Source organism: Ruegeria sp. CL7, from assembly GCF_056536445.1.
In genome coordinates this window covers 196,069-218,679 of record NZ_JBQFPQ010000002.1, presented here as the reverse complement: position 1 = coordinate 218,679, position 22,611 = coordinate 196,069, and the positions used below count along the sequence as shown (strand labels likewise).

The 22,611-nt window shown below is 56.9% G+C and carries 20 protein-coding genes; 6 read left to right on the top strand and 14 right to left on the bottom strand.

Annotated elements, in window-relative coordinates:
* Window positions 1–103: 103 nt before the first annotated feature.
* Both ACR0LI_RS09580 and ACR0LI_RS09575 read right to left on the bottom strand, forming a co-directional pair.
* Window positions 104–1,408, bottom strand: coding sequence for an ABC transporter substrate-binding protein (locus ACR0LI_RS09580; protein ID WP_480718416.1), 1,305 nt, complete (start codon window positions 1,406–1,408; stop codon window positions 104–106).
* A 95-nt stretch (window positions 1,409–1,503) separates the two neighbouring features.
* Window positions 1,504–2,529: a LacI family DNA-binding transcriptional regulator gene (locus tag ACR0LI_RS09575; protein ID WP_480718415.1), complete on the bottom strand. Its 1,026-nt coding sequence runs from the start codon at window positions 2,527–2,529 to the stop codon at window positions 1,504–1,506.
* A 348-nt stretch (window positions 2,530–2,877) separates the two neighbouring features.
* On the opposite strand from ACR0LI_RS09575, the gene ACR0LI_RS09570 reads away from it, so the two are divergent.
* Complete coding sequence (locus ACR0LI_RS09570) at window positions 2,878–4,098, top strand: adenylate/guanylate cyclase domain-containing protein (RefSeq protein WP_480718414.1); 1,221 nt, start codon at window positions 2,878–2,880, stop codon at window positions 4,096–4,098.
* Between the two features lie 177 nt (window positions 4,099–4,275).
* On the opposite strand, the gene ACR0LI_RS09565 is transcribed toward ACR0LI_RS09570, so the two are convergent.
* Genes ACR0LI_RS09565 through ACR0LI_RS09555 form a run of 3 tightly spaced genes read right to left on the bottom strand, consistent with a single transcriptional unit; the run spans window position 4,276 to window position 6,909 of the window.
* Complete coding sequence (locus ACR0LI_RS09565) at window positions 4,276–5,187, bottom strand: PhzF family phenazine biosynthesis protein (protein WP_210092886.1); 912 nt, start codon at window positions 5,185–5,187, stop codon at window positions 4,276–4,278.
* A 55-nt stretch (window positions 5,188–5,242) separates the two neighbouring features.
* Window positions 5,243–6,223 (bottom strand): alpha/beta fold hydrolase, encoded by a 981-nt coding sequence (locus ACR0LI_RS09560; RefSeq protein ID WP_480718413.1) that lies wholly within the window; start codon window positions 6,221–6,223, stop codon window positions 5,243–5,245.
* A gap of 59 nt (window positions 6,224–6,282) precedes the next feature.
* Window positions 6,283–6,909 (bottom strand): pyridoxamine 5'-phosphate oxidase family protein, encoded by a 627-nt coding sequence (locus ACR0LI_RS09555; protein WP_480718412.1) that lies wholly within the window; start codon window positions 6,907–6,909, stop codon window positions 6,283–6,285.
* Window positions 6,910–7,026: 117 nt separating this feature from the next.
* Here ACR0LI_RS09555 and ACR0LI_RS09550 point away from each other — a divergent pair, with 117 nt between their 5' ends.
* Window positions 7,027–7,950 carry a LysR family transcriptional regulator gene (locus tag ACR0LI_RS09550; protein ID WP_480718411.1) on the top strand — a complete coding sequence of 308 codons (924 nt, stop codon included), beginning with the start codon at window positions 7,027–7,029 and terminating at the stop codon, window positions 7,948–7,950.
* Window positions 7,951–8,200: 250 nt separating this feature from the next.
* Here the strand turns inward: ACR0LI_RS09550 and ACR0LI_RS09545 are convergent, their stop codons facing one another.
* The 3 genes from ACR0LI_RS09545 to ACR0LI_RS09535 form a co-directional block, all read right to left on the bottom strand.
* A complete protein-coding gene (locus tag ACR0LI_RS09545) occupies window positions 8,201–8,848 on the bottom strand; it encodes a response regulator (RefSeq protein ID WP_171636032.1) in 648 nt (215 codons plus the stop codon).
* On the bottom strand, window positions 8,845–9,987 hold the full coding sequence (locus tag ACR0LI_RS09540; RefSeq protein ID WP_480718410.1) for a sensor histidine kinase: 1,143 nt from the start codon (window positions 9,985–9,987) through the stop codon (window positions 8,845–8,847). Before ACR0LI_RS09540 ends, ACR0LI_RS09545 begins: the two co-directional genes overlap by 4 nt.
* A 512-nt stretch (window positions 9,988–10,499) precedes the next feature.
* Complete coding sequence (locus ACR0LI_RS09535) at window positions 10,500–11,345, bottom strand: LysR family transcriptional regulator (RefSeq protein WP_171723745.1); 846 nt, start codon at window positions 11,343–11,345, stop codon at window positions 10,500–10,502.
* Window positions 11,346–11,431: 86 nt separating this feature from the next.
* Between ACR0LI_RS09535 and ACR0LI_RS09530 the strand changes: the two genes are divergently transcribed.
* The 4 genes from ACR0LI_RS09530 to ACR0LI_RS09515 all read left to right on the top strand — a co-directional run bounded on the left by ACR0LI_RS09530 (window position 11,432) and on the right by ACR0LI_RS09515 (window position 14,848).
* Window positions 11,432–11,899 (top strand): c-type cytochrome, encoded by a 468-nt coding sequence (locus ACR0LI_RS09530; protein ID WP_171636035.1) that lies wholly within the window; start codon window positions 11,432–11,434, stop codon window positions 11,897–11,899.
* 13 nt (window positions 11,900–11,912) lie between these two features.
* The gene (locus ACR0LI_RS09525; protein WP_171723747.1) at window positions 11,913–12,821 is read left to right on the top strand and encodes a c-type cytochrome; all 909 of its coding nucleotides are present in this window, start codon (window positions 11,913–11,915) and stop codon (window positions 12,819–12,821) included.
* Between the two features lie 164 nt (window positions 12,822–12,985).
* Window positions 12,986–13,876, top strand: coding sequence for a cation diffusion facilitator family transporter (locus ACR0LI_RS09520; protein ID WP_245223507.1), 891 nt, complete (start codon window positions 12,986–12,988; stop codon window positions 13,874–13,876).
* A 156-nt stretch (window positions 13,877–14,032) separates the two neighbouring features.
* Complete coding sequence (locus ACR0LI_RS09515; protein WP_216600144.1) at window positions 14,033–14,848, top strand: hypothetical protein; 816 nt, start codon at window positions 14,033–14,035, stop codon at window positions 14,846–14,848.
* A gap of 256 nt (window positions 14,849–15,104) precedes the next feature.
* On the opposite strand, the gene ACR0LI_RS09510 is transcribed toward ACR0LI_RS09515, so the two are convergent.
* From ACR0LI_RS09510 to ACR0LI_RS09485, 6 genes are read right to left on the bottom strand one after another with little or no spacing between them, the layout of a single operon-like run.
* The gene (locus tag ACR0LI_RS09510; protein WP_171119292.1) at window positions 15,105–16,046 is read right to left on the bottom strand and encodes an ABC transporter permease; all 942 of its coding nucleotides are present in this window, start codon (window positions 16,044–16,046) and stop codon (window positions 15,105–15,107) included.
* The gene (locus ACR0LI_RS09505; protein ID WP_171636039.1) at window positions 16,043–17,086 is read right to left on the bottom strand and encodes an ABC transporter permease; all 1,044 of its coding nucleotides are present in this window, start codon (window positions 17,084–17,086) and stop codon (window positions 16,043–16,045) included. The genes ACR0LI_RS09510 and ACR0LI_RS09505 overlap by 4 nt, the downstream gene beginning before the upstream one ends.
* A complete protein-coding gene (locus ACR0LI_RS09500; RefSeq protein ID WP_171723748.1) occupies window positions 17,076–18,596 on the bottom strand; it encodes an ABC transporter ATP-binding protein in 1,521 nt (506 codons plus the stop codon). The genes ACR0LI_RS09505 and ACR0LI_RS09500 overlap by 11 nt, the downstream gene beginning before the upstream one ends.
* Complete coding sequence (locus ACR0LI_RS09495; protein ID WP_480718409.1) at window positions 18,593–19,951, bottom strand: amidase; 1,359 nt, start codon at window positions 19,949–19,951, stop codon at window positions 18,593–18,595. Before ACR0LI_RS09495 ends, ACR0LI_RS09500 begins: the two co-directional genes overlap by 4 nt.
* Before the next feature lie 16 nt (window positions 19,952–19,967).
* Window positions 19,968–20,951, bottom strand: coding sequence for a BMP family protein (locus ACR0LI_RS09490; RefSeq protein WP_209833956.1), 984 nt, complete (start codon window positions 20,949–20,951; stop codon window positions 19,968–19,970).
* 48 nt (window positions 20,952–20,999) lie between these two features.
* A complete protein-coding gene (locus ACR0LI_RS09485) occupies window positions 21,000–22,292 on the bottom strand; it encodes an amidohydrolase family protein (protein ID WP_480718408.1) in 1,293 nt (430 codons plus the stop codon).
* Window positions 22,293–22,611: the final 319 nt, after the last annotated feature.

Below are 22,611 nucleotides of genomic sequence, written 5' to 3'. Positions count from 1 at the left end.
AACCCTCTCTGTTCAGGCGTAACTCAGCCTGCGAGAAAAACGCGAGTTGTGGAAGTGGAGAGAGCAGGGGACAGATCACCTGTCCCCTACTGGGAGGGATGCCTCAGTACCCTGCGGCTTCCATTTCTTCAGCCGTAAAGGCCTGCGCCTTTTCAAGCGCTTCATCTACAGTCTGCTGTCCGGCATAAACCGCCGAGAATTCCTGACTGACCTGTGTGGCAATGCCCGCGAATTCCGGGATCGCAACGAACTGGATGCCAGTATAGGGTGTTGGCTTGGCACAGCAGTTCTGCGGGTCGGCCAACAGGATCGACTCGAGCGTCATCTTGGCGAACGGAATGTCCTTGTAGTTCGCGTTCTCATAAAGCGAGGTGCGCGCGCCCGGAGGGACATTGGCCCAACCTTCGTTTTCCGCCACCAGTTCGATGTAATCCTTTGAGGTCGCCCATTCGATGAACTGCTTGGCTGCATCCTCTTTCTGGGTTCCCGCCGGAATGGCCAGTGCCCAGGCCCACAGCCAGTTGGCGCGCTTGTCGACGCCTTCCGAATTTGGTGCCAGAGCAAACCCGACCTTGTCCGCGACAGTTGAATCATCCGGATTTGTCACAAAGGACGCCGCAACAGTGGCGTCGATCCACATTCCGCACTTACCCTGCTGGAACAGCGAAAGGTTTTCGTTGAAGCCGTTGGTCGCGTAACCGGCAGGGCCGGATTCATTCATCATGTCGACAAAAAAGGTCAGCGCCTCTTTCCATTCGGGCTGATCAAACTGAGGTGTCCAATCTTCATCAAACCATCGTGCACCAAAGGAATTCGCGGTCACAGTGATAAAGGCACCGCCTTCACCCCAGCCCGCCTTGCCGCGCAGGCAGATGCCGTTGATGTCGTTGTCACGGTCCGTCATCGCAGCCGCCGCCTCGCGGATGAACTGCCATGTTGGCGCCTCAGGCATCTCCATCCCGGCCTTTTCCATCAGGTCGGTGCGATACATGATCATCGAGCTTTCGCCATAGAACGGTGCTGCATACAGCGTGCCGTCATGGCTCAGGCCACCCGCCATCGCAGGAAGCAGGTCGCCGACATCATATTCCTCAGACAGCCCACCCAAAGGAACCAACCAGCCATTTGCGCCCCAGATCGGCGTTTCGTACATGCCGATGGTCATGATATCGAACTGACCGCCCTTGGTGGTGATGTCGGTGGTAACACGCTGACGCAGGACGTTTTCCTCCAGCGTCACCCATTCCACGTCGATACCAGTCGCCTCGGTGAAGTTGTCGGTATAGCCCTGCATCCGGATCATGTCGCCATTATTGACGGTTGCGATCGTGATCGTTTCTGCATGGGCCGCGGCCGATGCGACAAAGGTCAATGCCGTCGCCGCACGAAGTGCATTCTTCAAATACATCCTTGTCCTCCCTGAGCTTGGATGCCGTACTCGGAAAGTAGTGCGTAATTTGTCGCGGCGTCAATAAAAACTTTACGCGCGTTAAAAAAATGAAGCTACGCAGAATCCCTCAAAACCAGTCTTGCGGGGAATAGCGTTTCCGATCGCGCCTGAAGTTTCCCTCCACTTTCAATGAGTTGGAACAGGGTTTCGACACTGCGCGCCGCTACATTATCATAGTCATGCGCTGCCGTTGTCAGGGATGGACATGTAAATTTTGCGAACGGGTGCCCATCATTCGAAGCTACACGCAACGTGCAGTCCTCTTTCCGACCGACCCGAATCCCCTGTTCGTAGCAAGCGGCAAGAAAGCCGATGGCAAGCCGGTCATTGCTACACAGAATCGAGTTCGTCCTCAATTGACGTTCCTCCAAGATCTTCATCGTGCCTCTGTGTCCAATTTCTTCAAACGCCCAACCTTTGCCATCAACCTTGAGAATATGCGGCTCATGTCCGAGGCGCTCCATGATTTCGACATACGCCTTGCGCCGTTTGTTGGCATTGGGGTTCGCGGGTGTTCGCATTTCGAAGAAGGACGGGGGTTCACCAGTGCGGGTCATGTATTCGACGGTTTGCGACACAAAGCTAAAGTTATCCGATCCGACAAAGGCTGCTCCCAGACCATCAAGATTGCTGTCGAACAGAACGGTCGGCACATTGGCACAGAATTTCTCGATCGCAGATCTGTCCGAAATTCGGCCCAAAGGGGCCAAAAGAACACCGGCGGGTTTCATCGATTGCAAGCCGTCCAGAATTTCGTTCTCCAGCTTCTGCTCGCCATGAGAGCTGAACAGGGACGGCCGATAACCTGCCGCAATGCAACTTTGTTCCAGATAGCGTGCAATCTCGACAAAGAACGGGTCCGCCAGATAGGGCACGACGATTCCGATATTCTTGGTAAGCTTTCGGTTCTGGTTCACCGCGTAAATGTTGGGGCGATAGTCGAACCGTTCCAGCGCCTCTTCGATTCGGGCCCGCGTCGTGGGGCGAACGCTGTCGGGATCGTGAAAGTATTTGGAAACCGTAGGGCGCGAGATGCCGCTGAGCGCTGCAAACTCTTCCATGTTCTTTATCTTGGTCATGCCAGTCTGCCTGCTGGTATTGTTCGTCGTGAACTTATCATAGATTTACATATTCTTTGCGCGCGCTAATAAATCAATAGCCAGAGCGGCCTCGTGCTACCAGCGTGCGACAAGGCGTTCAAAGGGTTTCGAGAGCGGCGCCGCCCTTTTGGCAAGATTCATTCAAATTGATGACAAGGCTGGCGAAACGTATCCAGGAAGGTCTGTGTGTAGCTTGGCCGGCGCTTACGGCCGAGAACTGTGGACTGAACAGCAGGCTTGGACGGGGTAAGAAAAAGGCTAGAATATTATGATCGAACACTAAACCCAAATTCTTGACGATCTTATCTAAGCGATTGGTTTTAAACTATGGATGCTATTGCCCAACTGACCAATTGGATGATTGCCGAGGGGCGTCGTTCGGATGACCCGGAAAAAGTTGTGTCATATTTCTGTTCGTCTCTGATCGAGGCGGGTGTGCCGCTCTGGCGGGTCAATATCGGTCAGCGTTTCGCCAATCCGCTGCTCATCGCATGGGGGATCGTCTGGACACCGGATGGCACCGAAAGCTATGACGTGACACATGAGACCATGCTGACGGATGGGTATGTCGGCAGTTCATTCGAATACATTCTTGAACACCGTAAGCCACTTCACAAAAGTCTGCGGCAATTGGATCCCAAGACCGAGCACTTATCATATCTTGAATTCGCTGAGTTGGGTGGCACCGATTACTATGCTACGCTGCTTTATTACGGAGACGGATCGCTGCACGGCTGCACTTTTGTCACCCGGTCGCCAGAAGGCTTCTCGCCCCGGCATCTGAAAATGATTGAGGGTGCATTGCCCGCTCTGTCCTCTGCTCTTGAACCTGTCACCATGCGCAAGTCGTCCAAAGGTCTTCTGAGAACCTATCTTGGCGATGGGCCCTCTGATGCTGTGTGGAACGGGCGGATCAAGCGAGGGGAACGCACAACCCTTGACGCAGTTGTCATGTTCTCTGACCTGCGCGGTTTCACCGCTCTTTCAGACAGGGCATCCGAAGAAGACGTTTTCGACATGTTGAGTGGATATTTTGATCTGGTCGTGCAGTCTGTCGAAGAGAATGGCGGCGACATTCTCAAGTTCATGGGCGACGGCATTCTGTCGATATTCACTGTCGAGACACAGGAAGGTTTGAACGCCCAATGCAAAAGGGCAGCACAGGCCGCTCAAAGTGTTTTGACCGGTTTGGCCGCACTCAACCATCGCCGCGATGAGGCTCAGAAGCCGCCGTTGGACATAGGCATCGGGATCAATGTCGGGCAGGTCAGCTATGGCAACATCGGCAGTCCCGGCAGGCTGGATTTCACTGTTCTGGGCAGAGCGGTCAACGTCGCAAGCCGTATTGAGGGGTTGACGAAATCCCTGGGCCACAGAGTTCTGGCGACGTCAGCCGTTGCCGCTGCTTCGCCTGAACTGTTCTCAGCTTGTGGGTTTCACGAAGTTCGAGGGCTTGCCGAATCCATCGAGTTGTACTCTCTCGTCGAAAAGGAGCCTCAAGCCAGCCCCATACCGGATCGCCACATGGATCCGGACAACATGGATTGAGAATCGCAAGCTTCTACATTGTCCGCAATGCCGAATTCGAATTGGGCTGCGGGCGACGAGGCCGCGCACTGCGCTGATTAAGGTGCCGTCGCAGGACCCTTGGACGAAAATGTATTCGCGCTCAAGGACCTGGGCGCATCCGAAGCTGATGCTGCGGACACACCTGGCCTTTTCGCGTCACAAAGCAATCCGGGCCGAGGTCATGGCTTTTCCGTAACCACCCGCCATGAGGCCCGTGATTGCGCCATTCTCGATATCCAGATCGACCTTTATCAGGCTCGGGCTTGCCGGGTTCATAAACACCCCCTGTTCGATTTCAAATGATCGCTGAGACGTGCCGCCGAAATCGTGCAACACGCATGCAAGTGGCCCGGCCGCCATCCCAGTGGCGGCTTCTTCATCTATCGCGTATCTGGGTGCGAACATACGGGTTGTGGCGTCCCGGCTGCTGATTGAAGGGTCATTCGTGAATACGTAATAGCCAATCAGATCCAGTTTCTCGCTGATTTGCTTGATTTTGGCCAAATCTGGTCTGATTTTGGCAAAGCCCGCCGCATCCGAAAGACCAACGACGATGAAGCTGTTGCCGGTGTTGACCAGAACCGGAGCAAACCTCTGATCTAGGTCAGTTTTGTCGACCCCGAGAGAGCTCAGCACATCGTCGAGTTTCACGCCATTTTCGATCCATTCCTGAGCACCCGAGTAGCGTGGGGCCAATTGTTCCATATAGGCGGCGCCGTCTTTCATGAGTATGCGCCTGGGGCCATCAACTGTTTCCTTTGAAGTATCGGGCTTGGGGATCCGACCCAACGCATCAAGGTGAGAGAAGGCGGCGATTGTTGCATGACCGCAATGAGCGATGCGCCGGTTCGGTGTGAAGAAATCCAGCTTGAAGCCTTCCGTCTTGGACCGCGAGACAAACGCCGTCTCGGACAATCCAACTCTTGCCGCCACGGTTTGCATATCTTGCGCGCTCAGATCATCAGCGTCCAGAACGACGCCTGCGGGATTTCCTCCGGTGCCACCGTCGACAAACCCGTGCACGATTTCAACCGTGACATCCCTGGCAGTGTTTGTTTGCGTATTCATTGATCGTCTCCAAACATGAGGCCGCGCCCTTGATCGAGGCGCGGCCAGTTGCGCATCAGTTGCCGGCGGCGGTGATGCGGTTCAGGAATGCAGTCATCTGTTCCGCAATTTCAGACCCATATTCTTCCAGCGCGAAGTGTCCGGTATCAAGCAGATGAAACTCAAGATCCTTCAGGTCGCGTTGATAGGGCAGGGCGCCTTCGGCCGGAAAGATGTGATCATTCTTACCCCACATCAGCAGCGCAGGTGGTTGATGCTCACGAAACAACGCCTGCCATTTCGGGTACTCGGCAACGTTGGTGCCGTAGTCCAGGAAAAGTTCAAGTTGCACCTCCTGATTACCTTCGCGATCAAGCAGGTATTGGACGTGCCAATAGTTATCCGGGCTGATCAGTTCCGGCCTCTGTACACCGTGGGTGAACTGCCACTTGGTCGCATCCAGAGTAAGAAACCCACGAAGCTGGTCGCCATTCTCTTTCGATGGGTCGGCCCAATAGGCTTTGATCGGGTCCCAGAATTCGCGCAGCCCTTCCTCATACGCATTGCCGTTCTGAATGACGAAGCCAGTGACCCGTTCGGGTTGTTCGGCAAACATCCGGAATCCAACCGGGGCACCATAGTCCATCAGATAGACCGCGTATTGATCGACACCCTTCCGATCCAGCAGAGACGTCATGATTTCGGCGATATTCGCAAAGGAATACTCGAAGTTTTCGGCTTGCGGCATGTCCGAGGCCCCAAATCCGGGGAAATCGGGCGCGATCACGTGATAGTTCTTGGCCAGTTCGGGGATAAGGTTGCGGAACATATGTGACGAGGTCGGAAACCCATGAAGCAAAAGAACGGTTGGCCTGCTCGGGTCTCCGGCCTCACGATAGGCGATATTGACCTCGCCGATCTTTTCTGCGCGGAAATTGACCGCTTGGGTGGCTTCAATGCCGGTCTCGCTTGCGGTTGCAGGGGCCGGAGTTAACGGCACCGCGATGGTAAGCGCGAGAAGACTGGCGCTCAGGATGGATTTCAGATTGCGCGACATGGGTATTTCCTTTCTTGGGGTTTTGGGGGCGCGTCTGAACGCGCGGGGTTCAGCATCGGTCAGCGTTTCTGGCCGGGCTTTTCTTTGTGCTCTGTGTTTTGAGCTTTCAGTTCCGCCAGTTCATCGCGAAGCGGCGCCATATGCTCTTCAAACTCATCCAGGGTCAGGCGTTGGGGGATGTGCTGCGGGCAGTTCCAGTCCATCGCTTCAAGCTTGATCACAATGGCCCGCTCCGGGTGGCCCCTGTAATTCGGGTCACTCAAACGTTGCGTCAGGGCCGGATCATCCGCGCCATCAACAAGTTTCGCCCGGCCCCAGATCTTGAGGCGTCTCCGGTTGGGATAGTCCATCAGGATCAGAGAAATGCGGTCGTTGTTCAGCAGGTTACCTGCGCTCAGATATTGCCGGTTGCCGCGAAAATCTGCGTAGGCCAGCGTCCGTTCATCCAGCACTTTCAGAAAGCCTGCCGGTCCGCCGCGGAATTGAACATAAGGCCAGCCGGTTTCAGAGACGGTCGCCTGATAGAAGCCGTCCCTTTGTGCGATGAAGCTGGCCTCGACCGGGCTGATGAGGTCTTCCTGAACAGCGCCGGCCAGAAACTTTGCATAACCTTCAGCCGATTTGTTCTTGGCCTGTGTTGCACGTACGGAAGGCGTAAAAGTGATTTCTGCAAAAGGACGTGACATTGAATTCTCCATCTCAGCCGGGCAGAGCCCTGGGGTTGAGGTGAAGCTAGTCCAAGCCTTGGTGTTGCAGAATATCACTAATTGGCAATATATTATTCCAAAATATGGAATAGTAGTTTGGATAGATTTCACGCTCTGAGCGTTTTTGTGAAGGTGGCCGAGTTGAAAGGCTTCGCGGCCGCAGCGCGCCACCTCAATATGTCGCCACCAACGGTAACCCGACTGGTCTCCATGCTGGAGGACAGCCTGGGGCTTCGTCTTTTTGTGCGCACCACGCGATCAGTCAAGCTGACGGACAGCGGGCGAAGGTTCTTTAAAGATGCCAGACGCATTCTGGTGGATCTCGAGGAGGCAGAGCGTGCCGCCGTCGGATCCTATGCCGAACCGACCGGGGAACTCAGCGTGACCGCATCGGTGTTGTTCGGCCGCATGTTCGTCACTCCGATTCTGGGTGAATTTCTGGAACTGCATCCAAAGCTCTCTGCGCGCACTCTCTATGTGGACCGCGTGGTCAATCTGGTGGATGAAGGCCTCGACGTCGGGATCAGGATTGGAAACCTTGCAGATTCAAGCCTGATGGCGGTGAGATGTGGCGCGGTGAGGCAGGTCGTGTTTGCCGCTCCGGCATATCTTGATTCGCGCGGCGAACCAGACACACCCGACGACCTGGCCAATCACGCGATCATAAACTCAACCGCCCTGCACGCCTCGGCCCAATGGCATTTTCAAAAAAGCGAAACGGTCGTGACAAAGCGCGTGAACCCGCGCATCAGCATGAACACCAATGACGCGGTGATCGAGCTGGCGCTGCAAGGGCATGGCATCGGGCGGCTTTTATCCTATCAGGTTGCACCCTACGTTGCGGACGGGCGGCTCAGGACCGTTCTGAATTCGTATGAACCACCCGAGGTCCTCATCCATCTTGTGCATCAAGAGGGCCGCACCGTGTCTGCAAAAGTGCGCGCTTTTGTCGATTTTGCGGCCAAACGTTTCAAATCCGACCCCTATTTGGATGGATTCCGACCCAGACCTGAGAGTTAGGCCAAAAGATTCGCCGAACCACGCCATCCGGTCGCGGCTAGGGTCGCGTCACGGTCCTGACCGACAGATCACTCTGGGCATGCCCTTTGAAGTGATACAGCGCGAGGCCTGCCCATATGCGAACATGTGCAACAAAGCTTGCCACCAACTAGATTTGCCGGCACGAAACTGAAATCTCAGATCCCGGGTGCACACGCTTTTCGAAGCGATAGGGCCAGCATTGAGCATGCAATCACGTTTGACCCATGGTTTAGTCGGTCTTGCCCCAAGCATCGTGCGCGATCAGCGCGGCCTCGACCCGGTTTCGGGCGTGGAGCTTGGAGAGGATTGCCGTCATGTAGTGCTTTACGGTTTTTTCCTGAAGATCCAGTTGATCTGCGATCTCCCGATTGCTCATCCCCTTCGCCACACGTCGAAGTATTTCTTCCTCGCGATGTGTGAGATCATCCAGAACATCACTGTCTTTGGAAGCTTCTGCCTCTCTGTTGATCTGAAGCAGCACGCGCGAGGCCAACCCGGGTGACACGAATCCTTCACCTGCGGCGATGCTGCGCAGTGAGGCCGTCAGTTCGCTAGCCGTCACACCTTTGACGATGTAGCCGATTGCCCCTGCTTCCAAAGCATCCGCAACGTCACTGTTGTTTTCCGAGACCGTCAATATCGCGATAAATGGCGGGTTTGCCATGGCCGCGATTTTTCGCGTCGCATTTATGCCGCCCCCGGGCATCGAAAGATCGAGGATGGCGATGTCAGGTTGATGAATGCTGACAAGTGAAATTGCCTCATCCGCGCTCGAGCCGGCAGCGAGAACTTCGAACCCATCGGCTTCGTCCAATGTCCGGTGCAAACCGTCCCTGAAAATCGGGTGATCATCCGCTATTACGACAGATGTTGTCATGACGTACTCATCTTTCTGGGAAATAGTATCATTGTGACAGAGGTACCTTTGCCAGGGCTTGACCTGACTTCGAACCTGCCGCCGATACTCTCAACCCGATCTCGCAAACCCAAGAGCCCCTGGCCTCCATCGTCACGCAGTACTTTTCCGTCCGAGGGGTCAAATCCGGGCCCGTCATCGTTGACATGAATGACGACCCGATCGTTATGCGCCTCGCAAATGACCGTGCATCGAGAATTCGGAGCATACCTGGCGGCGTTGGAAAGCGTTTCCTGAAGGAACCGGAAAACACACAGCTTGTCGGACACGGACAACTCGATCGTCTGGCTTCCCTGAAGTGAAACATCCGGCCGTAACGGGCTGTGTTCCGAGTGATCTTCTATCGCTCTTTTCACCACATCAATCAGCGCCAGATTGTCGATGTCCGGAGCGGACAACCCCCGCGACAACGCGCGAATTTCGGCCAGAGACTTCTGCAAAGACTGTTGAATCTCCTCGGCCTCAGCAGGCTTTTCAGGCCTGTCCGAGAACGCCGCCTCCAACCTGAGGGCCGCGAGGGACAGATATTGAGCGGGACCGTCGTGAAGCTCGGAACCAAGCTTCTTCAGAAACCGGTCTGTTTGCGTGGCATATCGTTCCGACGCTTCGACCACGCGCGACCGCAGCCTGGCGTTCTGCTCTGCCATCTGCTCACTCTCTTTCAGACGCCGCTCCAACAGGCGCCCCTGACGTCGAATGGTGTTGTCACCGATTGCCACGATGGAAAACAGCACGATTGTGCTTGCTGCAAATGCTGACCCGACGACCAGCCAGCTTGTCCGGCGGGCTTTGGCCATATCAACTTCCAGCTGTTCGGCTTTCTCGTAAAACTCTGCAACTGCAATAATTTCGCCTGACCAGAGTTCGCGGATCGGGCTGTACACTTCAAGTAGCGGGATCCCAAGTGCTGCTTCTGCGGCGCTTTCGGCATGGTCGAGATCTTCGAAAGAACCCGAAATCGCTCCGCTCCAGGCTCGGCTCAGATCATCAGTCGGGTCGAAACGGCGTCCAATGATGGTTGGATCCGACGCGTGCGCGATCACGCCGCCTTGTTTCCAAAACTTGAAAGACACAATGCGGTCCCGCATCGGCTGGGTCATGAATATTTCGTCCAGCGCCCGCCTTGCTTGATCGGAAAGACGATCCCCGTATGCAAGTTCCTGGCTGAGAGGGGATACGATGCTCTCCATATACAGCGCTGCGGAATTGGCAGAATTTTGGACAACTGCATTCTCGATCCGATTTGACACCCATGCGCCAACTATCGCGGTGGCCGTTCCCATCACGACAATGCAAGCCGCAAGAAAAACGCGCGACAATGACCAATTGCGAACTGACAGATCAGAAATCTCGGGTCTCATTTCGTGATCAACTATGAACGACATTCCCTGACCGCGCCACCGACCTTGGTCTGAACTCACCAGCGTTCGGATTCGGAACTCGGATCATGTCAGAACCCTCGGTCGCGCAATCGCGCAGGCGGCAGACAGAAAGCACGCGTGGCCTTGCAGGAAGTACACGGAGCTCGCTCAAAACTCCGTCCAGACGATCAGCGCATCGGCCCAAAGCCGTCCTTGGAGGAGCCATACCTACGGGCGAGATTTTTGATTTGTCACCCCGGCAGAACAATGGAAAGGCGTTCAACCAAAGCTCTTTGCACGATGGCAAATCTCGGAGTGCGCGCTATCTCGTCCAGAGCCGCCACCCACAGCGGGACATCTATTCTGGGATCAATTTCTGACGACCGATGAAGCCTAGGATCCGCGTTCCCAATAAACGAGGGCAGGATCGTTTTGCCCACCCCGGATGCTGCCATCTGTTGAAGCACCAAAAAGCTGTCTGCCCCGTTGGTCATTTCATCGGCGCTGACATGTTCGGCCAGCCATTTGGCGGGAAGCGAGCGGCTCAACGCTCCATCAAGCCTCATCCATTTTCGGTTTGGGGAACCGTCGTCAAAAACGCCGAATGACAATGTTCCCGCACGTTCGCTGACAAGCCCTTCTTCAAGTTTGATCGAGGGTCGCACTGCGATGTCCGCGGTCAACCTTGACAGATCATGATGGCTGTTGCCGCTTAACAAAGTCAGCTCCAAATCGGGATAAAGCCGCGATATCTCAGTCAGAATTTGGGGCAATACAAACTGACAAAGGCTGTCCGTAGACGCAATGCGGACCTGACCCGCAGGGGACCGGTTTGCCCCCACAATTGCCCGCTCTACGGAAAGTACGGCCTCTTCAACGCTTTCCATCGCCGAAAGAATAGCTCTGGCCTCGGGTAGGGCAGTGTACCCTGACGGGTGTTTTTGAAAGATCACGCATCCAAAACGGTCTTCAAGCGCGGCGACTCTGCGCAGCACCGTTGCATGAGTGACACCAAGCGCCCCGGCAGCCGCATTCAGTGATCCGTGTTTCCTTACGGCCAGCGCGTATCGAAGATCATCCCAGTTTTGGTTGTGCATAAATTAACAAGCAACAACAAATAACAAACAATTACAAGAAAAAATGTTCAGGCTAGTATTCGACGCATTGAACAGGGAGACGCACAATGATCAAGAAAATCCCGGCCGTTGCGGCAGGTTTGCTGTCGGTAGCCGTTATTGGATCAGCCATCGCCCATGAAAGCGAAAATCCTGCGGTGAAGGCTCGGACCTCAATCATGCAGCTCTATGCCTTCAATCTTGGCACGTTGGGCGGCATGGCCAAGGGAGAGATTGAATATGATGCCGAGGCAGCAACACGGGCCGCAAATAACCTGGTTGTTCTGACGCAAATCGATCAATCTGCGATGTGGCCTGCCGGATCCGACAATGCGTCCGACCCGTCCACCCGGGCCTTGCCAGCCATCTGGGAGAACTTTCCGGATGTAAGCGCAAAAGGTCAGGCCATGGCGGAAGCCGCCGTTGCGATGCAGGCGGCGGCAGGCCAGGATGTCGATGCCCTTAAGGCGGCGATGGGTGATCTGGGCGGATCATGCTCGGCATGTCATAAGGCTTACAGGGCACCGAAAGACTAAAGGAGCGCTGGCCATGCGGCGTTTGTTCATTTTCGCCGCAGGTATCGCTGTACTGGTCGGGCTGGTCGGTTTGGTGCTGACCCGTCCGAAAACAGTTGACCAGACACAACTGAACGGGATTGTCCCTGATCTCAGTCGAGGTGAGGCAGTGTTTTACGCGGCTGGATGCGCGTCCTGTCATTCTGCTCCGAACGCAACGGGTGAGGAAAAGCTGGTACTCGCTGGCGGTCGTCGGTTTGCGTCGGATTTCGGCACGTTCATAGCCCCGAACATATCCAGTGATCCGGTTGCCGGCATCGGATCGTGGTCCGCATCGGATCTGGCCAATGCCCTGCTCCACGGGACCGGGCCCGAAGGACAGCACTATTTCCCCGCATTTCCCTATACGTCCTACGCCAACATGTCAGCCGAGGACGTTGTTTCACTGCATGCCTTCCTCGGCACTCTGCCGGCGGTTCCAAGCCAAAGCGCAGCGCACGAGGTTGGCTTTCCTTTCAATATTCGACGCGGGCTGGGCGGGTGGAAGCTGTTGTATCTGAAACCGGGCTGGGTTGTGGAAGGCGATCTGACTGACCAGCAAATTCAAGGCCGATACCTGGTAGAGGCGTTGGGACATTGCGCAGAATGTCACACGCCGCGTAACGGGCTAGGGGGCCTGAAACGCGATCTCTGGCTGACAGGTGCACCAAACCCCAGCGGAAAGGGACGCATCCCCGGGCTGACTTCTGCCCAACTGGATTGGTCCGAGGCTGATATTGCCGAGTATCTGAAATCCGGTTTCACGCCGGATTATGATAGCGCGGGTGGTGAGATGGTCGAAGTCATCGAAAACACATCCCGCCTTACGGATGACGACCGTCTGGCGATTGCGGCCTATCTCAAGGCCGTGCCCGCGTCACCGACAGACTCGCCGTCAGAGTAACCCTCTTTGGCGCCATGCGGCCGATGCCAGATGTCTTTGCCAGCCGTCAGCACGAAGCCGCAAGGCCTATTCCCTTTTCGCCAAACTCCTGTTTTACGTTCTGGGCACCGGAACGCAGCACACGCCCGCGTTTCTGTTCAGGATTGATTGAGGGTCGTGGCCAAATGACACAAAAAATCGCGCTTTGGTCCATTCCGATATCCCTGGCGGTACTGGCCCTGAAGCTGCTGGCCTGGTGGCTGACAGGTTCGGTGGCGTTGTTGTCGGACGCGATGGAATCCACCGTCAATGTCGCAGCGGCCCTGCTGGCTTATTTTGCGGTTCGGGTCGCAAACAAGCCCCCTGATGAAAACCACCCCTTTGGCCACAAGAAAGCTGAGTATCTTTCCGCTGTCGTCGAGGGCGCATTGATTGTGTTGGCGGCGTTCTTGATCATCAGAGAGGCCGTGCTGGCCCTTCCCAATCCACATCTTGAGGATGCGCCTTTTCTTGGAATCGCCGTCAATGTCATTGCAACGGGCGTGAATGGCGCATGGGCCTACCTGTTGCTTAAAGTCGGCAGGCGCGAGGGTTCACCTGCATTGGAGGCAAGCTCGCGGCACATTTTTACAGATGTCATGACGTCAGTTGGTGTCATCGCGGGGCTCACACTTGCACTTGTCACCGGCTGGCTTGTCCTTGACCCGATCCTTGCAATTCTGGTCGCGCTGAACATCCTGTGGGAAGGTTGGAAAGTCATTCGTGCGTCCGTTGACGGCCTGATGGATGTGAGCCTTTCTGAACATGACTTGCAGGTTGTTTCCAGCACCATTGAAAACAATCTGGGCGCTGCGCTGGAATATCACGACCTCAAGGGGCGCAGATCCGCGAATGTCATCTTCGTCGAGTTTCACCTTGTTGTGGACGGCGCAATGCCGGTCAGCGCAGCCCATGACATCTGCAATGAAATCGAACACGCATTGGAACGTCTTTATCCGGGTTCTGTTTTTGTCATTCATCTCGAACCCGATGACGAGCTGAAGGGTAACGGAGCACAACCGAACCAGGTTTCTTAAACCACTTGGTGCAATCGACTACGACCGAAGTCGTGGTTTTGGCGGGGACGTTCGGCCCGCAATTCATCAGACCTAAGCCCGATGTCGGGACGCAAAGCCCCGGATAACCTGTCACCGACACCATGAGTTGGGTCGAACAGAACCGGAGGCGAAAAAATGAAACTTCAAGGAAAACTGGGCCAGCTTCTCAGCACAGCAGCACTGGCTTCGTTGATTGCCGCGACGCCTTACGTGCCGAAGTTTGACGCGGAAGGTCGCCTGCACCTTGAACCAGCCTATGCCTTTGCCAAAAGTGGCAGCGGAAAAGACGGGGATGGAGGCGATGACGACCGAGGGGATGATCGTGGCGGCGAACGGGACGACAACTCGGGGTCGGGCAACAGTGGTCGCGGTGGTGATCGCGACGACGACAGGGACGATGACCGCGACGATGATCGGGACGACAATTCCGGATCCGGCAAAGGTGGTCGCGACGACGATGACGATGACGACGATGATGACTCGAAGCGTTCAAATCGAGGCAGTGGCAAAAAGGATCAATCCCGGTCAGGCGGCGGGTCATCGCGCTCTGCCGGCATAACGAAGGTTGAGACGAACGCCAACGGCATCGAAGTGCGCTATGCCGATGGAACCAAGGAAGAAATCGAAAACGGTCGGTATGAAAGGAAGAATGCTCAGAACCGCACGGTGGAAGAACGGCTGGCGACAGGCGCCGATGTCTCAAGGCTCCGGTCATTGGCAGATGGTATCTCCATCGACAACGTGCGCTCGTCCGGCCAAGGAGGTACTACGGGAATCCGCCCGACGAAAGTTGAACGTCAGGGCAACAATATCGAAGTGAACTATGCCAATGGCTGGAAAGAAGAGATCGAGTTTGGCCGTTATGAGTTGAAAGACCCATACAACCGGACTGTCGTTGAGAGAAATGCAACCGCCGCTGACCGTCGGAGATTGCAGTCGGCAGGCAACTAGGCAACTACGTCAGAACGAAAGACAAAAGGCGGCTTCTCATCGTCAGAAGCCGCCTTTTCTAATCGTCATTGCCAGCGGTTATTGGCGTACTGCATTGCGATCAATGGCTTCTTGCCCAAGGTGTTGACGCAATATTCCGCCCAACACGAAAGGCACGGGCACCAATGTCGCAACCCGCCATAAGCGACGTCTCATGTATGTCCTGCCCCTTTCGCGCTTGCAACGACCAGTCATCCACTGGTTGTGAACCCTGATCCTAACGTTCACCGCGCCGATAGGGTGCCATCAGTGCGGCAGGCACTTCGGCCCTGCGGGCGACGAGAACGAGCGCGACGATGGAAAGCACATAGGGCGCCATCAGGAAGAGTTGATATGGCACGCCTTCAATCGCCGTTTGCAGCCGCAACTGGTATGCATCGAAAAAAGCAAACAGCACGGCACCGATCAACGCCTTGCCAGGCCGCCAACTTGCGAACACAACCAGTGCGATGCAGATCCAGCCGCGTCCTTGAACCATGCCCGGGAAAAAACTGTTGAACGCCGTTGTCGTCAGGAACGCGCCACCCACTGCCATCAACGCTGATCCGACAACCACTGCACCAATGCGAATGCGAATGGGGTTCAACCCCTGCGCCTCAACCGCGTGCGGGTTTTCACCGGTCATGCGAATGGCCAGCCCCAGCGGTGTCCGGGCAAGGACGTAGGCCATCACAGCCACCGCAAACAGAGCGAGGTAGGTCGGCAGAGCCTGGGAAAACAGGATCGGACCCAAAATGGGGATATCGGAAACGCCCGGAACATCGAGTGGCTGGAAAGGTTCTATCGTCGGGGGCAGATCGCCCACTTCGACAAGCAACCGGTAAAGGTAGTAGGCCAGCGCGGATGCAAACAGCGTGATGCCAAGCCCCGAGACATGTTGCGACAATCCAAGCGGGACCGTTAGCATGGCGTGCAGCAATCCTAACATTGCGCCGCAAAGTGCCGCTATCATCAGGCCAACCAGCAAAGGCGCGCCCATGTAGACGGCAAGCCAACCGCTCATCGCGCCCATGGTCATGATCCCCTCGATCCCCAGATTGAGAACACCCGAACGTTCACAGAGCAACGCGCCGAGGACTCCGAAAATAAGCGGCGTTGCAATGCGCAGCACGGACGCCCAGAGGCTGGTATTCAGCAGCAGGTCAATTGCATCACTCATCGGCGCACCCGGTAAGTTGTGAAAAGAAGGGCCACGATCATGGTGAGCAGGCAGAGCGCCACGATCACGTCGGCAATGAAGCTGGGAACGCCGGTTGCGCGGCTCATGGCATCGGCCCCGACAAAAACGGTGGCGACGAAAACCGCGGCGGCGACCACACCCGCCGGATGCAAAGCGGCCAGCATTGCGACGACGATGCCGGCATAGCCGAATCCGGGGCTCATGGTTGTCGTGACCCCGGCTGTAACACCCATGACTTCGACGGAACCTGCCAGCCCTGCCAAAGCGCCTGACAGCAGGGCCACACCCATGATCGTTTTTGGAAGGGAAATTCCGGCAAAGGCGGCGGCACTGGCGTTCAAGCCTGCGGCGCGTGTTTCAGCACCAAAAACCGTGCGGGCCAGGATCAGCCAAACAACACCTGCTGCCGCGATGGCAAAAAGCAACCCGATATGAAGGCGCGTGCGGGGAATAAGATCCGGCAGGCGGTACTCTCCGCTCACGGGCACTGAGGAAGGCCAGCCAAAGGCCATCGGATCGCGCATCGGACCCTCGATCATGAGGCCGACGAAAAGGATCACAATGAAGTTGAGCAGTAGGGTCGTCACCACCTCATCCACCCCGAAACGCAGGCGCAAATAAGCGGGGCCCGCCAACAGGGCCGCACCCGCCGCCATGCCCGCCAGCATCAAAATCGGAATCCCGATCCATCCGGAAACCCCGAGAGAATGCCCGATCCACGCGGTAATCAGCGCGCCGACGAAGAACTGCCCCTCGCCGCCGATGTTCCAAAGACGCGCCCGAAAGGCGACGGCCGCGGCAAGCCCGGTAAATATCAGCGGCGTGGCGCGGGTCAGCATCTCGGTGATCGAAAGGCGCGAACCAAGCGCGCCGGTCAGCATTTCACCATAGGCAGTCAGCGGGTTCACACCTGCCGCTGCGATTAGACCCGCAGCCAATAACAACGCGGTAAAGATCGCGGCCAGCGGAGCAATGACCACAAGGTACAGCGGTACATATGTGCGTCGTTCAAGCCGCATCATCATCTTCCTTCCAGACACCTGCCATCATCAGGCCAAGGCGTTGCGGGTCAGCCTCATCAGCGGATATCGGTTTCGACAATCGACCCTTTACGATGGCCTGTATCCGGTCTGAAAGAGCTACGGCTTCTTCCAGTTCCTCCGAAATTAGCAGGATCGCAGCACCCTCGGCCCGTGCGGCCAGAAGCTCGGCATGAACTGCGGCAATTGCCCCTTCATCAAGGCCCCGCGTCGGCTGGTTGGCGAGCACGAAACGCGGTCCGTTGGTCAGGACTCGCCCCAGGATCAGCTTTTGCATGTTGCCGCCAGACAGCAGCCGTGTGCGCGTGTCGGGACTGGCCCCTCGGATATCAAATCGTTCGATAAGCCCTGCGGTGTATTCTCGGGCAGCGCGTTGTCGGACAAAGCCTCGGCGCGAAAACTCTGGTGTGCGCAGACGTTCAAGAACTGCATTTTCCCACAGGCTCAAATCACCCACGACACCTTCTGCATGGCGGTCTTCCGGTACCCTGCCTGCGCCAGCCTGGATCATGCCGCGCGGGCCCAGATGGCCGATATCCTTGTTCAGCAGTGTCAACTGCCCTGCGTTGGGGTGGATCAGTCCAGACAACAGCCCGCCAAGCGAGGCCTGACCATTGCCTGATACGCCGACGATACCAAGGATCTCGCCAGCGTGGACGGTGAATGACACGTCATCCAGCCGCAATTCACCGTCTTTTTCCACGCGCACATCGTTTGCGACCAGAACCGGCGCGCCAATCTCGTGGTCTTGACGAACGGGCCGTTCCACTTTGCGGCCAACCATCAATTCCGCCAACTCTCCGGGGGTGGTTTCCGAGGTCCTGCGTTCCGCGACCAACCTACCGCCACGAAGAACGGCCACACGGTCAGAGGCCGCCATGACCTCATGCAGTTTGTGACTGATGAAGATAAGCGACAGACCCTCTTTCGTCATGTCGCGCAGCGTCTCGAACAGGCGCATTGCTTCGGGCCGGGCCAGAACGGCCGTGGGTTCATCCAGGATCAGTATGCGCGCGTCTCGGTACAGCGCTTTCAGAATTTCGACGCGTTGACGTTCACCCACGGAAAGGGACTTGATCCTGTCGTCGGGGTTCACGGGCAGACCAAACCGATCCGCGATCTGCAACAACTTTGCGCGCGCCTCGCCACGTGCGGACCGTGCGCGTGTCAGGGGTTCTGAACCAAGCATGACGTTTTCAAGAACCGTGAGGTTGCCCGCAAGCGTAAAGTGCTGGTGTACCATGCCCACACCCACCTCGATCGCTGCGCGGGGCAGACCCGGAGGCAACGCTTTGCCAAACACCCTGACAGAGCCTTCGTCGGCTGCGTAATGGCCGAACAGGATGTTCATCAGCGTCGTCTTACCCGCGCCATTTTCACCCAACAATGCAAGGATTTCACCCTGGGCCAATGACAGGGTCACATCATCATTGGCGGTAAGCGTTCCAAAACGCTTTGTAATGCCGTGAAGTTCCAGAACCTTGTTCATGTGGGCAGGCCTGCGATTGGAGACGGAAAGGTAAGTTCGGGCGCACGCGCCTCGATCAGAGCGCCAAGTTTCAGCAACGCAAGATCCGAGCCGGGTGGTCCCATCAGTTGCACACCGATTGGCAGGCCATTTGCCATGCCAAAGGGCAATGCCAAAGCCGGCAAGCCCGCGACATTGGCAAGTGCTGCGTTTGGGGCAAAGGCCTCCAACCGCGCCATGTGTTCATCCGCGGAGGCGCCAGAAAGGTCCAAAGTGCCGATAACAGGCGGCGCAAGCGATAGGACCGGCATCAGGACAGCATCCACAGAACTGAAAATCTTGCGAGCACGATATGTCAGGCGCGCAAGCTGTCTTGAGGTCGCAAAAAGCGCGGTGGCGGATGTGGCACGGCCCTCGGCAGCCATGGCAGCGGCAAGCGGTGGAACCTGGTCATCAGATATCCTGAGTGCAATGAGCCACTCGGCCAGCGAAACAGCCAGTATCGTTCGGGCAATTGCATGAGCCTCGGCCCCCATCTCGTCCGGGGTACAAATGTCATGCACCTCGCAGCCTGCATCGCGCAGAGCGTCAGCCGCATCCTTGGCGGCTTTGCACTGGTCAGTTCCGCAACGCTCGGGCAGTGCCAATGCAATGCGGGGGTGGTCCGCCGGATGTACCGGGGCCATGGGCTGGGCTACGGCTTGAAAGGCGGTTTCCACATCGCGAAGGGACCGCGCCAGAACCAGTTCTGACGCTATCCCCATCAGGTGATTGGCGAAATCAGGGCCCCCGGGCACCGCACCACGAGACGGCTTGAGCCCGGTCAAGCCGCAGCACGCGGCTGGGACTCTGATAGATCCGGCCGCATCCGTGGCATGAGCAATGGCGACGATGCCGCCTGCAACCGCAGCCGCGGCGCCGCCAGATGAGCCACCGGGCGTCAACGCGGGATTCCACGGATTGCGGGCCGCAGCCATGCCATCTGGTTCGCATGTCAGGGAAAGGCCGAATGGCGGTGTTGCCGAGACACCAAAAGGGATCAGGCCGGTCTGGCGCAAATCCTGCAACAGGCAGCTGTCACGTTCGGATTTTCGCCCTTGCGCGCGGATTGCCGCAGACCCGGCAGCAGCGGGCAACCCTATGGCGGAACCGCCGAGGTCTTTGACCAGGAACGGAACCCCGTGAAAGGGCCCACGTCGATCAGATGGCGCTGCATCTGCCGCCCTCGCGCCGGCGCGGGCCATGTCTTCGTCCAGGAACACCACGGCGCCCAGATCCGCCTGCGCGTGGCAGGCGGAAAGGCTTGCTTCCATCGCATCGGTGGCAGTGATCTGCCCCGCAGAAACGGCAGCAGCAAGAGCCGTGGCATCGGTCACGTCAAAGCCGCCGCGATCAGGAGGGCTCGCTTTCGTCGATCGGAACGTCCCATTCGCCGGATTGGATCGCGGCCTGTTTGGCCTCCATCGCAGGGACGGCGTCGGCAGGCACTTCGTCGGCGACATAGATCAGCTCATTGCCGCCATGAGCCATGAAGGAATATTCGGTATAATTGCGCCCGGTGGGATTGCCGGCCTGAACATCCGCCACGATGGCTTCGATGGTTGGCCCATAGTTCCATATCGCGTTGGCAAAGACCGTGCCGGGATAGCGCGGTGTATAATCTATCAGTGAACCGATGGCCTTCACGCCGCGCGCCTGAGCGGCGTCAGCGGTGCCAATGCGTTCACCAAACAGGATGTCCGCGCCTGCGTCGATCTGGGCAATCGCGGCTTCCTGCGCGCGAGCCGGATCAAACCATGCTCCGATGAAACCGTTAAGGAAAGTGGCGTCAGGGTTCACTTCACTGACGCCCATCCGGAAAGCATTGATCAGGAGGTTCACCTCGGGGATCGGATAACCGCCGACGGAACCAAAAACATTGCTTTCCGACATTTGGCCGGCAAGCATTCCGGCCAGATAGGCCGCCTCGTGGTTGCGGGTGCCGAAGACGCCAAAATTGTCGCCCTCCGGTCCGCCGGAGGACCCCATCAAAAACGCGGTATCGGGGTAATCACCCGCCACTTCGCGTGCTTCGCGTTCCACCGCGTAAGACTCGCCCCAAATGATTTGCGCGCCGCCTTCGGCGTATTCGCGCATCGCACGGGGATAGTCGGTCGGAGCCACACCCTCTGAAAACTCATATTCGATCAGGCCAGCCTCGGCGGCTTCCTGCATCGCCACGTGGATCCGGCTGTTCCATGCATTTTCGACCGGAGACATATGCACGCCAGCTACGCGGGTTGCAGATTGTGCATTGGCGCGGCGGATATAAGCCGGCAGGGCCAGCATGGCCGCGGCGCCGACCATCAGTTGACGACGTGTAGTGGTGAGTTTCATCGGAGTATCCTCTTCTGTTGGTGGCAACTATTCTTGTTCTTGGGCTTCCTAAATACTGGGCCTGGGCGCGTAATCCGCGTGATCCAGGGTCGAGGGGCGGCTGGGCAAGGAAAGCGCGGCCAGTCTTGGTTCGGTACGCGCCAGCACCTTGCCGTTTTTGATGACGGCAAGACGTGTGGCTTTCATACGAACAGCTTCAATCGGGTCCCGCGCTTGCAGCACAACCATGTTGGCTGGGCCGCCTTTGCGAATTGTCGGGTCAGGCAGACCCATGGTCTTGGCACCGTTCTGGGTAACGGATGTGAAAGCCCATTCCATCGCTTCGCGGGATGTCATCGGCACCGCATGCACGCCCATATGGGCCACTTCCAGCATGTCGGCGGACCCAAGAGAATACCATGGATCCATGGTGCAATCCTGCCCGAAGGAAACGTTCACACCTGCTGCACGCAATTCTGGTACGCGGGTCAGGCCACGGCGGCGCGGATAAGTGTCCGAGCGGCCTTGCAGCGTGATATTGATAAGCGGGTTCGGTACGACGTTCATGCCGCTTTCCGCGATCAGCGGAACAAGCTTCGAGGCATAGTAATTGTCGTATGAATGCATCGCCGTGACGTGGCTTGCAGTCACACGACCCCCGAGCCCAAGGCGTGTGGTCTCATAGGCGAGGGTTTCCACATGGCGCGACATCGGATCGTCACTTTCATCACAGTGCAGGTCCAGCATCAGGTCGCGATCCGCGGCAATCTCGGCCAGCCTCGTGACCGATCGAGCGCCTTCCGACATCGTGCGTTCAAAATGCGGGATACCGCCCACCACATCGACCCCCATATCGAGCGCCCGGATCAGGTTCTTTTCGGCATGTTCTGATCGATAGAGGCCATCTTGCGGGAATGCCACCAATTGCAGGTCAATATAGGGGGCAACAAGCTTGCGCACTTCCAGCAAAGCTTCGACACCCACCAACGGAGTTGACGAAACATCCACATGCGAACGGATGGCCAGCAATCCCTGCGACACGGCCAGATCGCAATATCGCATGGCCCGCTCGATCACCGCTTCGGGCGTCAGAAGGGGCTTTAGTTCTCCCCAAAGCGCGATGCCCTCCAAAAGCGTGCCCGAAACATTCATACGTGGCGACCCGAGGCTAAGGGTGGCGTCCATATGGAAGTGCGGGTCGACGAACGGAGGAGAAACCAGGCGGCCCGTTGCATCAATTTCTTCGCGCGCCTCACCCATGATGTCAGCGGCAATTTCTGCAACACGGTCGCCGTTGATCGCAATATCCACCGGTTCGCGGCCATCCGGCAAGCTGGCCTTTCTGATGATGATGTCAAACATTCATCTGCCCCCTAATTTGACCACATGGTAAAAGTATTCAAAATAATTGCTATTTATTTTTGCGATGTTTTGGAATTGGTGCCTGTGACGGCTTCTCAGCTGCTCATTATCAAAGCCCGACTGATTTAACTTTGACCGTCTAAAGCCCGGGATTTGGGGCAATGAACGCACCGAGCCAAAAGAGCGCCCAATACAACCGCAAGATTGCTTGCCGATGCAAACAAAAGCTCTGCCCGCCACCGCACAGCAGTATTCGATGACCGGTGCGGCGAACAGGGGCGACAGCCCACTGAAATAAGCTCAACCGGAGCGTTGATTG

Bases quoted from the DNA above. Each gene is read 5' to 3' on its own strand.
- ACR0LI_RS09545 (WP_171636032.1), bottom strand. From the start codon at position 8,848: ATGACAACATCTGTCGTAATAGCGGATGATCACCCGATTTTCAGGGAC.
- ACR0LI_RS09565 (WP_210092886.1), bottom strand. From the start codon at position 5,187: ATGAATACGCAAACAAACACTGCCAGGGATGTCACGGTTGAAATCGTG.
- ACR0LI_RS09560 (WP_480718413.1), bottom strand. From the start codon at position 6,223: ATGTCGCGCAATCTGAAATCCATCCTGAGCGCCAGTCTTCTCGCGCTT.
- ACR0LI_RS09490 (WP_209833956.1), bottom strand. From the start codon at position 20,951: ATGAAACTCACCACTACACGTCGTCAACTGATGGTCGGCGCCGCGGCC.
- ACR0LI_RS09525 (WP_171723747.1), top strand. From the start codon at position 11,913: ATGCGGCGTTTGTTCATTTTCGCCGCAGGTATCGCTGTACTGGTCGGG.
- ACR0LI_RS09510 (WP_171119292.1), bottom strand. From the start codon at position 16,046: ATGAGTGATGCAATTGACCTGCTGCTGAATACCAGCCTCTGGGCGTCC.
- ACR0LI_RS09570 (WP_480718414.1), top strand. From the start codon at position 2,878: ATGGATGCTATTGCCCAACTGACCAATTGGATGATTGCCGAGGGGCGT.
- ACR0LI_RS09555 (WP_480718412.1), bottom strand. From the start codon at position 6,909: ATGTCACGTCCTTTTGCAGAAATCACTTTTACGCCTTCCGTACGTGCA.
- ACR0LI_RS09515 (WP_216600144.1), top strand. From the start codon at position 14,033: ATGAAACTTCAAGGAAAACTGGGCCAGCTTCTCAGCACAGCAGCACTG.
- ACR0LI_RS09505 (WP_171636039.1), bottom strand. From the start codon at position 17,086: ATGCGGCTTGAACGACGCACATATGTACCGCTGTACCTTGTGGTCATT.
- ACR0LI_RS09485 (WP_480718408.1), bottom strand. From the start codon at position 22,292: ATGTTTGACATCATCATCAGAAAGGCCAGCTTGCCGGATGGCCGCGAA.
- ACR0LI_RS09500 (WP_171723748.1), bottom strand. From the start codon at position 18,596: ATGAACAAGGTTCTGGAACTTCACGGCATTACAAAGCGTTTTGGAACG.
- ACR0LI_RS09540 (WP_480718410.1), bottom strand. From the start codon at position 9,987: ATGACCCAGCCGATGCGGGACCGCATTGTGTCTTTCAAGTTTTGGAAA.
- ACR0LI_RS09520 (WP_245223507.1), top strand. From the start codon at position 12,986: ATGACACAAAAAATCGCGCTTTGGTCCATTCCGATATCCCTGGCGGTA.
- ACR0LI_RS09535 (WP_171723745.1), bottom strand. From the start codon at position 11,345: ATGCACAACCAAAACTGGGATGATCTTCGATACGCGCTGGCCGTAAGG.
- ACR0LI_RS09575 (WP_480718415.1), bottom strand. From the start codon at position 2,529: ATGACCAAGATAAAGAACATGGAAGAGTTTGCAGCGCTCAGCGGCATC.
- ACR0LI_RS09580 (WP_480718416.1), bottom strand. From the start codon at position 1,408: ATGTATTTGAAGAATGCACTTCGTGCGGCGACGGCATTGACCTTTGTC.
- ACR0LI_RS09530 (WP_171636035.1), top strand. From the start codon at position 11,432: ATGATCAAGAAAATCCCGGCCGTTGCGGCAGGTTTGCTGTCGGTAGCC.